Below are 8702 nucleotides of genomic sequence, written 5' to 3'. Positions count from 1 at the left end.
CCTATAATTTGATTGGTTCATATTCTTTGACGTAAAACGTCCCATCTTCCACTTCGACGACTAGCACGGTCTTTCCAAACTCTATCTCTTCATTTTCAAGTCCCGTGGCACGCTTGGCGAGATTCCCATTAACGGTTTCGATCATAATCTCTCCGTACCCATCGGCGGGAATTGGGATGATGACAGTGGCGACCTGACCAGCAAGTGTTTCATCCGTATACGCAAGAGATGCTTCAGCAGACGACAGCGGAATCAATACTAAGAAATAAATGAGCGCATCTAAGATTGCCGCAATGATCATAGCTGCGAATAAAATCACTAAACTGTTCCAGCTTGTGTACCATTCCAAGATAAGCCCCGTGGCGGACGTGAGTGTCACAAATGCGAGTATGAGTGTCGGGTGCAGGAATGGTATACCTTCCCCGATCGCTTCAGTCACATCACCAAAGAACAAATATAAGAACGTCACAGCTGCCATTACAATCAAAACAAAGAAGTAAACTTGTTCAATTGAATAGCCGAAAATCTCCATCTTCATCACCTGCCAATATTCGTCATATTTAGTGGTCACCTACTATACGCACTGCTGTTCTGAAGGTTTCAAATTTACACAAAATAATTAGTGAATTGCGTGTTTCCGATTCTTTCGGGAACACGTTTTTTTAGACAATGCTACTATAAAAGAGACTTTTACAAAAGGGAGTGTTCTGCTGATGGTATTGGAACTAATGAAAGCTCATGCATCTGTTCGTGACTACAAAGATCAACCGTTAACAAAAGAACAAGTCGTGGAACTTGTCGAAGCGGCTCAAATGGCAGCTACGTCGCACTTCGTCCAGGCCTACAGTATTGTTTGGGTGACAGATCAAGACATGCGTAAAGAGATCGGGCAACTTTCAAGTAACGTGAATCAACTGGAGACGGCAGGTGCTGTATTTTTACTTTGCGCGGATTATCGCAGACTTGAAGAAGCGAGTAAGATGCACGGAGAACCTATTGTTTATGACCTCGCAGAACAACTAATCGTAGCTGTGACGGACGTTGGTCTCTTGGCACAGAACTTGGCACTGGCTGCCGAGTCGAAAGGGTACGGCATCTGTTACATCGGAGGGGTTCGGAGTAATTTGGAGAAAATCAGTAATTTGGCGAAGTTACCGAAAGGTGTCTTCCCTGTTTACGGATTGACTGTAGGTGTTCCAAATGAAAAAAATGAAGTAAAACCGCGTCTACCTGTCGAAGCAATTTTGCATGAGAACGTTTATGACGCTGAAAAGTATGCCACTTTGCTTCCGGAATATGACGAAACAATGAAGGCATATTATGCACGCAGAAGTTCGAATCAAAAGTCTACAACGTGGACGAAACAAATGGCAGACTTCCTAAAAGCACCACGTCGCGCGGAAATCACGGAGTTCTTAAAAAAACAAGGCTATGAAATGAAGTAGGTGCAACAGCAAAAGCAGCTTGTCCAAGTTTGATCGGGCAAGCTGCTTTTCTATAGACGATATTTTAATGTTTCAAAAACTACGCGAATGTGATTGTCGAGTGCTGTAAATGTAGTTTCCGTTGTAAATAAGTGCGTCAGCATATAGACGATTCCGATAATACCTAAAAATCCAATGACAAAATACATGCTAAGTGTCATGAATTCTTTAATGCTGCCCCATATATCTGTAAACATACTGTACATCCTCTCACCCCTTACAAACAATAGTGCTAGCGACTGATTTAAAGCTCGATTCGTTATCGAAGCATTATTGAAATTTCAGAACCCACGTAGACTTCCGATGGATCAGAGTGCTTCCGAAGCCCCGCAGAGGGGAGCAAAGCGCTAGCTTTGGGTAACCAAGAGGAGATTCGGAAGTACTCCCATGGAAACGCGAAGTGGGTTCTGAACTTTCATGTCAACAAGCCTGCTTCACTTTCCTATACTATACTCCACCAATGTTTCTATACTATGTCAGTACGTTTAAGAGGATGTTTCGTTACAGTTTCAATTAAATTTTTACAAACGAGGATCTGCAGGGTCTGATTCAATCGCCATCACTGCAAGTACGCATTCATGGATTCGCTCCACCGACTCTTGGTGAATGAAACGCTGAATGCCTTCTAAACCTAAAGCATATTCATCAAGCGCCATTTGTTGTTTCTTTTTTAGTCCGCGTTTCTTCACATATGCAAGCACTTCCGGTTCCAAGTAATTCATGCCGTAGATCAAGCGCAAATATTCACGACCGCGTACTTTCATAGCAGGCTGAACCGGACGATCAGTGGAAGATGAAGCGTCCCAGTCGAGAGGCTTCACGACAAACCCTTCACCCCCAGCATCTGTCAGCTCATGCCACCACTGAATGGCGTCTTGCTTTCCTTGTTCTCCGGAAATCAATCGGAACTCAGTCGCTACAAATAATTCACTAGCATCTGCTAAACGCTGACTCTGTTCCATATGCCACGAGTGTGGTTTAGATGTTAATAGCTCATGTTGATGTGCAAGAACATGGAAAACAGCAATTTGAATGGCATCGTCATTTTGGACGCTCCAGATGTAGGGTGCATAAGCATTTCGGAACGCTTCTGCATCGCGTAAGCCTTTCTCTGCCTCTTGTTGCCAATCGTTCACATCAACAGTTGCCGCCTCAGACAGAGTAGTTGCAATCGAGGCACGGTCAAGTATCGCGGCGTTCGCCACATGCGCATATTCACTCGCAATTAGCTCGCCTGCTTTAACGTTCCACGGAAGAATTTCTGAATCAAGTAGGATCCACTCGGTCTCCAATTCCTCGAAATAACCAGCGGTCACCACAGCGTCATGAATCCGTTCATGCATTTTCATTTTTAGGTCCCCATCAAAGAAATCACGACCTGTGCGAGAAGTTGTAACTACAGTATCGGCATAACCTGTCCATTTCAAAGCAGCTTCTTGCGAACGGAATACGAGAATCACTGCGCGGCTTCCCATGTGTTTTTTCTGAACAATCAAGCGGTCGATTCCGAGATCTTGATAATACGCAATCGCCTCTTCTGGATGTTCCAAATAGTCTGGAAGCGTAGATACCGGAGGAGGACTCATTGTCGGTGGTAGATAGACGAGCTGCTCAAGTGGAAGTGTAGCGTGCGAGAAATGATCGAGTGCCGTTTTGACTTGCTGGCCCGCAATTCGAATCGCGCCACGCTCTGTTTTAGCAGTAAACCCACCCAGCCATTTTTGAATCGTAGGTGGCTTCAAGCGTTTCTCAAACCACTCTTCAAGCGGGTTGATCGCTGACTTGGCATAGTCTATTGCTTCCACCTGCACAATCTCTTTTGATGGCAGACGCAGGGCCGTCAATTTACCGCCAAATACAGCCCCTTGATCAATATTGATTGTGCGCTGAATTTCAACAGGTACAGGACGAGGATCATGCCCCAACACAACAAGTACAGGAAGTAGATGGTCGATTGTCCAGTCTCCTCGTTTTGGTTTTCCGTTTTGCTCAACACCAACTACAGGGCCGTAGCGGCAAAAATCTGCGATACGTTCGGAATGCCTTCCAATAAATGAATCACGAATACCTGCATGAACCGCAACAGCTAGTGGAATGCCTTCCTCTTCAATCACATAATGAGACGGAGCATCGAGAAGCATCTTCTTCATACGTGCTTTCAACACACTTGTCTTGTCTTTTCCATATTGATTCTCATACGCCATGAACTCTTCTTCGACGTTCTCATCTCCATGGGCAAGCGTCACTTTTCGACCATCGAGCCAGCGTGCAATTTTCCACCCATGATTCGAATCAATCATATATGCGAGGCCTGCTTGGATATGCGCTTCAAAGAACAACATCGCTTCAAGTGATTTCGGTCCACGGCTCATGATATCACCGAGCGACAAAATCTTGCGGCCTTCCGGATGACGATATAGACCGTCTTTCCCTTGTTGATAGCCTAGTTTCACAAGCAGTTCTAACCACTCATCCATGCAACCGTGAATATCTCCGATTACATCTAAACCATCGCCAAGCGGAAGCGTAAACGGAGAACTTGTTCGTGTGACTTCTTCACGCCCTGACTCTACTATATACAGCGCATCGAATTCTTCGCGTTCAATTTTTCTCATTTCACTTTTTAGTTGTCGTACTTGAGATTGTACGCAGCGTTTGCCTCTTGCATGCTCACGCTGGGCATCTCTAGTTAATAACTCACTTTCTGAAACGTTAAACAGTAAACCGTAAAAGGGAAGATGATAACGACTAGCAAGCTTCCGGTAACGTTCTCGGTCGAGAGTAGCAAGGTTTGTCGCATCAATGATCACTAGTTTACCGAGTTTCAATCGAGCCTCTGCTAACGTTTCCATCAAGTGAAAGGCTTGCTCTGAAATTTGTGCGTACTCTTCTCTCAAATACGCCTGTTTTTGAACGTCTGCGTGTGTGGTCGGTGTAAACAATGTGCCACTGACTTGCAGGCGACACTGATCGGAACTGATGATTTCATCTTGCGAAATGATGCGGTTCGCAACCCATTGCTTAAGGACAGTGGATTTTCCGCTGTTGGATGGACCAATGCACAGAACAATCCCTGCATTCGGAAGTTGAATGGTCATGCACGTGTCCACTCCTTTCGTGTAAATATGGCCGCTTGTGTCGGAGAACCGAAATCAGAATGATGTTCACCAATGCCATAAAATGTGAGGGTATAAATAGTGTGTAGGTTCATTTGTTCACACCAATTTTGAAATTCAGAACGCGTCCACTCGAATCGATGATCGGTATGCCGAGATGTTTCTAGGCCATACACGGTATTGTACTCGCGGTTTGGTGTGGTCAAAATCAATTGTTTTGGGAAGTAATCGTGCAAGATTGTATTGAAGATGCTTGGTAAACGTTCTTCTTCGATATGCTCGATGACTTCACATAACACTATAGCGCCTTTGTCTTTCCACTGCGCGTCGTAGTAGAACAATGAGCCCCATGTCGCTTCCGGAACTGAACAACCAATTCGATTAGTCAACGCTTCAAAACGCTTTTGCGCTTTTTTAAGTGCTCGTGCAGATGGTTCAACCGCCCAAATTTGCTCTACCCCAGGAACAAAAGCAAGTCGTTCAGCAAGCTTCCCTTCTCCTGCTCCAAAATCCACAACAGAACGCACACGGAGTGCATCGATTTGTTCTGCAATCCAGTCATAACGCGCATCATTCAAACGTGGCGATTCATCACCGCCAGACCGTTTAGGAATGAACTGTTCAATCAATCCTGGAAATTTCAAATACTTCCGCACGATTTCATCACGAAGTGGGTGCGTGTCTAGCCATCCTGCACCATATCGCTTCAATTTTTCAATTTGATCGTTATCGAGGAAGTGGTGGCTGTCGGCATCTAAAACCGGTAATAAAATCCACAGCTGTGAGAGAAGTTCTTTCAACGAAACAGTTCCTTCTAAAGTCAATAAAAAAACAGACTTACGAGCTACTTCGGTTAACACAGTTTCCTCCGGTGGATGTGTATAGGTGACCGTGTATCCCAGCGACTCGAAAAGTTGCGATACAGTTGTTATCGGCATGGCCGTTGCCACAGGACCTACTGTAATCGTGAATGGAAACTTGTACTCTACCCACTCCGTCCATTCTTCTTTTACTTTTCCATTTAGCGCTGTTCCTAGTGTGGTACGAATAAGCGAAAGAAATACGGTGTTTGTGACGATATTTCGATCATGTATGTAATGCGTGATATCCATAGGGCCATTCGATGATTTCGTCCACGACATCGGATCGGTTTCGACGTAAATAAGTGCATCTACTTGGTTTTCATCTGCTTTTAAATAAGTAAAACGAACAGACTGCTCTTTTTCTCGGCGTTCATGACGGCGCCCTGGATGTTTTGCGAAAAGATGAGTGAGTACATTGGCGTGTGGTGAAGTTGTACGAATGCGTAATTGCATAGGTCGGCGCCTCCTTTTTTCTATAAGTATAGCCCATTTTATGTAAAGAAACAGCCAGCACATGATGTACTGGCTACTAGTTATCTTCGTTTAATTTTATAGCCCACTTTTTAGCGCGTCAGCTAATGAATGGTCTCCATTTACGAGTTCAATTGATTTTCTTGAAGTGGATGAATCGCCTACTACGTGTGCTAATGCATGTGCTACATCATGACGCGTGATGTCTCCAGGTTTTGCATCACTTCCAGCGGCGAACTTTCCAGTTGGCTCATCATCTGTTAAGGCACCAGGTCGTAGAATCGTCCAATCAAGCGATGACTCTTCCACGTGATGGTCTGCATAATACTTCGCCACATAATACGGTTTGATTTCGTCACTCCACGTGCTACGGTCGCCTACACCAAATGCACTCAACATGACGTATCGTTTCACGCCAGCGTGCTCTGCTGCTTCAACTGTCTTTACAGCTCCGTCTAAGTCAATCAAGAGCGTCATGTCTTGCCCTGTACTTCCGCCTGAACCTGCTGCAAAGATAACTGCGTCGTACCCTTTCATCGCATCAGTTAAATCCTCAACCGTGCTTTCTAGGTCAGCGAGTACACTGTGAATCCCTTTGTCTTCAAATTCTTTTTGTTGTTCTTCTTTTCGAACCATTGCAGTGACTTCATGATGTTCGTCTTTGTGTAATGTGTGAACGAGTTCGTGTCCAACCTGTCCGTTTGCTCCAACTACAAATACCTTCATGTGAAATCTCTCCTTTTTGTTCGATCTCACAGCAACATCAACAGCTCCAACTTCTCTTTTTCGCTAGATGCGTCACCGATTTCTCCATAGCAAAATATGCAATCACAAGAATCACGAGTGCCATCAACGGATGGTCGAGTATGGGTGCGCTAGATTTTGTAGCCACCCACAGACTGCCCAAACCCGCTAAGTATGCACTGAAAATTCCTGCTCCATAGAGAAGGTTTTTAGTACATCTCATGTTGTTCCCACCTTTTGTTCTACGCTACCATAGCTCTTACAGCTAGGACAACTCAAAGGACTTACCGCTTATTTTGTTGGTATATATATGTACGAATCGGGAGTAACCAATTTATAATCCGAAAACCAACGTATCCTAACAATACCCCTAGAGTATTTAAAAGCAGATCGTCTACATCAAAACTTCCAACCGCCATAAACCACTGAGCAAGTTCAAGGCCAAGACTGAATAAAAAGCCAAAGAACACCGTTATAAGTAAATAAGGCTTCGTTCGAAACAGTAGAGGAAATAAAACGCCAAACGGCAAGAATCCAATGACATTCCCTGCTAAATTAGAAAGCCTTACTGTCCACGGGATTCGTGAATCGTTCCAGTACAAACGAATGGTTTCAAACAATGTGAAGTTATTGGTGGTCCATTCACTTGGGCGTTCCCGTTCAAAGATATTGGTAACCGCACTTTGAGCATCCATTTCTTTTAATACGACTAACTGAACAATGACAGCTAAGTAAGCTAGAAAGGTCACCCAAAGTGCACCACGTGTTAATGTTCGCATATAAACTTCTCCTTACAACTCCTCCCTATAGCGGGCCATAGGGTCATTCAACGTGTTGTACCCGTTTCTCTCGTAAACTATGCGGCCCTCGTCACTTGGCCATACAAGTGTAAATTCTGCCTCGTGCAAATCCAACCAGTTATTAATCACTCTTAACAACTGACCTCCAATTCCTTTCGCTCGAAAAGCAGGTTTTGTGTAGACATTCGTCATCCAGTAAAATTGCTGAGGTTTTCGTTCTGGACGAATAACTTTGTTGATGCGTTGCAAGTAAATGTGAGAGACAATCTCTCCATCCACTTCCGCTACCCAAATCAACCACCGATTGTCCGTTGAAAACAACTCTTCTTGTGCAAGGAACTCCCTACAAAAGCGCTCCTTGGCTTCTTCGGACTGATCAAGTTCTTTGTCTTCTGCTGTGAACGCAAATCGCATATCAGCTAACGTTCGTGCATCTTGTTTGTCTGCCAATCGAACAGTTATGTCCACTCAGTTATCCCCCAATAGTTCTGTTACCGTATAAATACGACCGTTTTCAACAGGGCCGTTCGTCACCAAACTGACTAGCGCATCCGCTACTGTGCGCGGTGCACGAAGATCCCCTTTTTGCTTTAACTCTTTAAAACGCCCAACATCCGCAAACGCTTCTTCCGACGAACTGCGGATTGTTTGCTGCATACCTGTATCCATCACACCTGGATTGTAGGCAATCACTCGGTGTTCACTGCTCGCTTGGTCTAGTTCTAAACCCGTTACTTGCGTGTGCATGTTGATTGCAGCTTTTGTACTGTTATAGACGCTCCATCCTGAAATCGGACGAGAGCCTGCACCTGAGGTGACATTTACAATTGTCAAAGTGCCCGTCCACTGTTTAGCTTTTGCGAGCCAGACATTTGTCATCAGCATCGGTGCCAGTACATTAACTCGAAACGCAATTTCTACTCGATCAGCGTCCAGTTTCCCAACACGTTCAATCGGGTCGATGACACTCGCATTGTGAATGATCGTGACGTCTTGCGCACCGCTCTTCTCAATTTCTTGCCATATATGTTCAGCAGCCGTCAATGGTACTCCAGACTGCGACAAATCATAAAGTAAAGATGTAAACGCCTCGCGACTTTCTGTTTCTGAACGAGACAAGCCGATGACCGGAATCCCTTTTTCTAAAAAGCTATCGACTAATCCGTCTCCAAGTCCTTTTGATGCGCCCGTAACAATTGCTAGTTGCATTTAAACTCCTCCTCA

The 8702-nt window shown here is 44.7% G+C and carries 10 protein-coding genes; 1 reads left to right on the top strand and 9 read right to left on the bottom strand.

Annotated features, from left to right (window positions below; all coding sequences use genetic code 11):
• Position 1 precedes the first annotated feature (1 nt).
• Positions 2 to 532, bottom strand: coding sequence for an NfeD family membrane protein (locus AB5N96_RS05040; protein WP_204590202.1), 531 nt, complete (start codon positions 530 to 532; stop codon positions 2 to 4).
• A 181-nt stretch (positions 533 to 713) separates the two neighbouring features.
• On the opposite strand from AB5N96_RS05040, the gene nfsA reads away from it, so the two are divergent.
• A complete protein-coding gene (nfsA, locus tag AB5N96_RS05035; protein ID WP_499704853.1) occupies positions 714 to 1445 on the top strand; it encodes an oxygen-insensitive NADPH nitroreductase in 732 nt (243 codons plus the stop codon).
• A 50-nt stretch (positions 1446 to 1495) separates the two neighbouring features.
• On the opposite strand, the gene AB5N96_RS05030 is transcribed toward nfsA, so the two are convergent.
• The 8 genes from AB5N96_RS05030 to AB5N96_RS04995 all read right to left on the bottom strand — a co-directional run bounded on the left by AB5N96_RS05030 (position 1496) and on the right by AB5N96_RS04995 (position 8687).
• Entirely contained in the window at positions 1496 to 1681 is a 186-nt protein-coding gene (locus AB5N96_RS05030) for a hypothetical protein (protein WP_204590154.1), read from the bottom strand.
• Positions 1682 to 2005: 324 nt separating this feature from the next.
• Positions 2006 to 4582: an AAA family ATPase gene (locus AB5N96_RS05025; protein ID WP_499704852.1), complete on the bottom strand. Its 2577-nt coding sequence runs from the start codon at positions 4580 to 4582 to the stop codon at positions 2006 to 2008.
• Positions 4579 to 5916 carry a 3' terminal RNA ribose 2'-O-methyltransferase Hen1 gene (locus AB5N96_RS05020; protein ID WP_499704851.1) on the bottom strand — a complete coding sequence of 446 codons (1338 nt, stop codon included), beginning with the start codon at positions 5914 to 5916 and terminating at the stop codon, positions 4579 to 4581. Before AB5N96_RS05020 ends, AB5N96_RS05025 begins: the two co-directional genes overlap by 4 nt.
• Before the next feature lie 96 nt (positions 5917 to 6012).
• Positions 6013 to 6660: an SDR family oxidoreductase gene (locus AB5N96_RS05015; RefSeq protein WP_392455689.1), complete on the bottom strand. Its 648-nt coding sequence runs from the start codon at positions 6658 to 6660 to the stop codon at positions 6013 to 6015.
• 37 nt (positions 6661 to 6697) lie between these two features.
• Positions 6698 to 6901, bottom strand: coding sequence for a hypothetical protein (locus tag AB5N96_RS05010; protein ID WP_204590157.1), 204 nt, complete (start codon positions 6899 to 6901; stop codon positions 6698 to 6700).
• Positions 6902 to 6962: 61 nt separating this feature from the next.
• Entirely contained in the window at positions 6963 to 7457 is a 495-nt protein-coding gene (locus tag AB5N96_RS05005; RefSeq protein ID WP_499704850.1) for a VanZ family protein, read from the bottom strand.
• 12 nt (positions 7458 to 7469) lie between these two features.
• On the bottom strand, positions 7470 to 7946 hold the full coding sequence (locus AB5N96_RS05000; RefSeq protein WP_499704849.1) for a GNAT family N-acetyltransferase: 477 nt from the start codon (positions 7944 to 7946) through the stop codon (positions 7470 to 7472).
• Positions 7947 to 8687: an SDR family NAD(P)-dependent oxidoreductase gene (locus AB5N96_RS04995; protein WP_499704848.1), complete on the bottom strand. Its 741-nt coding sequence runs from the start codon at positions 8685 to 8687 to the stop codon at positions 7947 to 7949.
• Between the last annotated feature and the right edge of the window lie 15 nt (positions 8688 to 8702).

The organism is Chryseomicrobium imtechense (assembly GCF_041475995.1).
GTDB classification, from domain to species: domain Bacteria; phylum Bacillota; class Bacilli; order Bacillales_A; family Planococcaceae; genus Chryseomicrobium; species Chryseomicrobium aureum.
The sequence above is the reverse complement of the archived record's forward strand: the minus strand, read 5'-3'. Positions and strand labels throughout refer to the sequence as shown.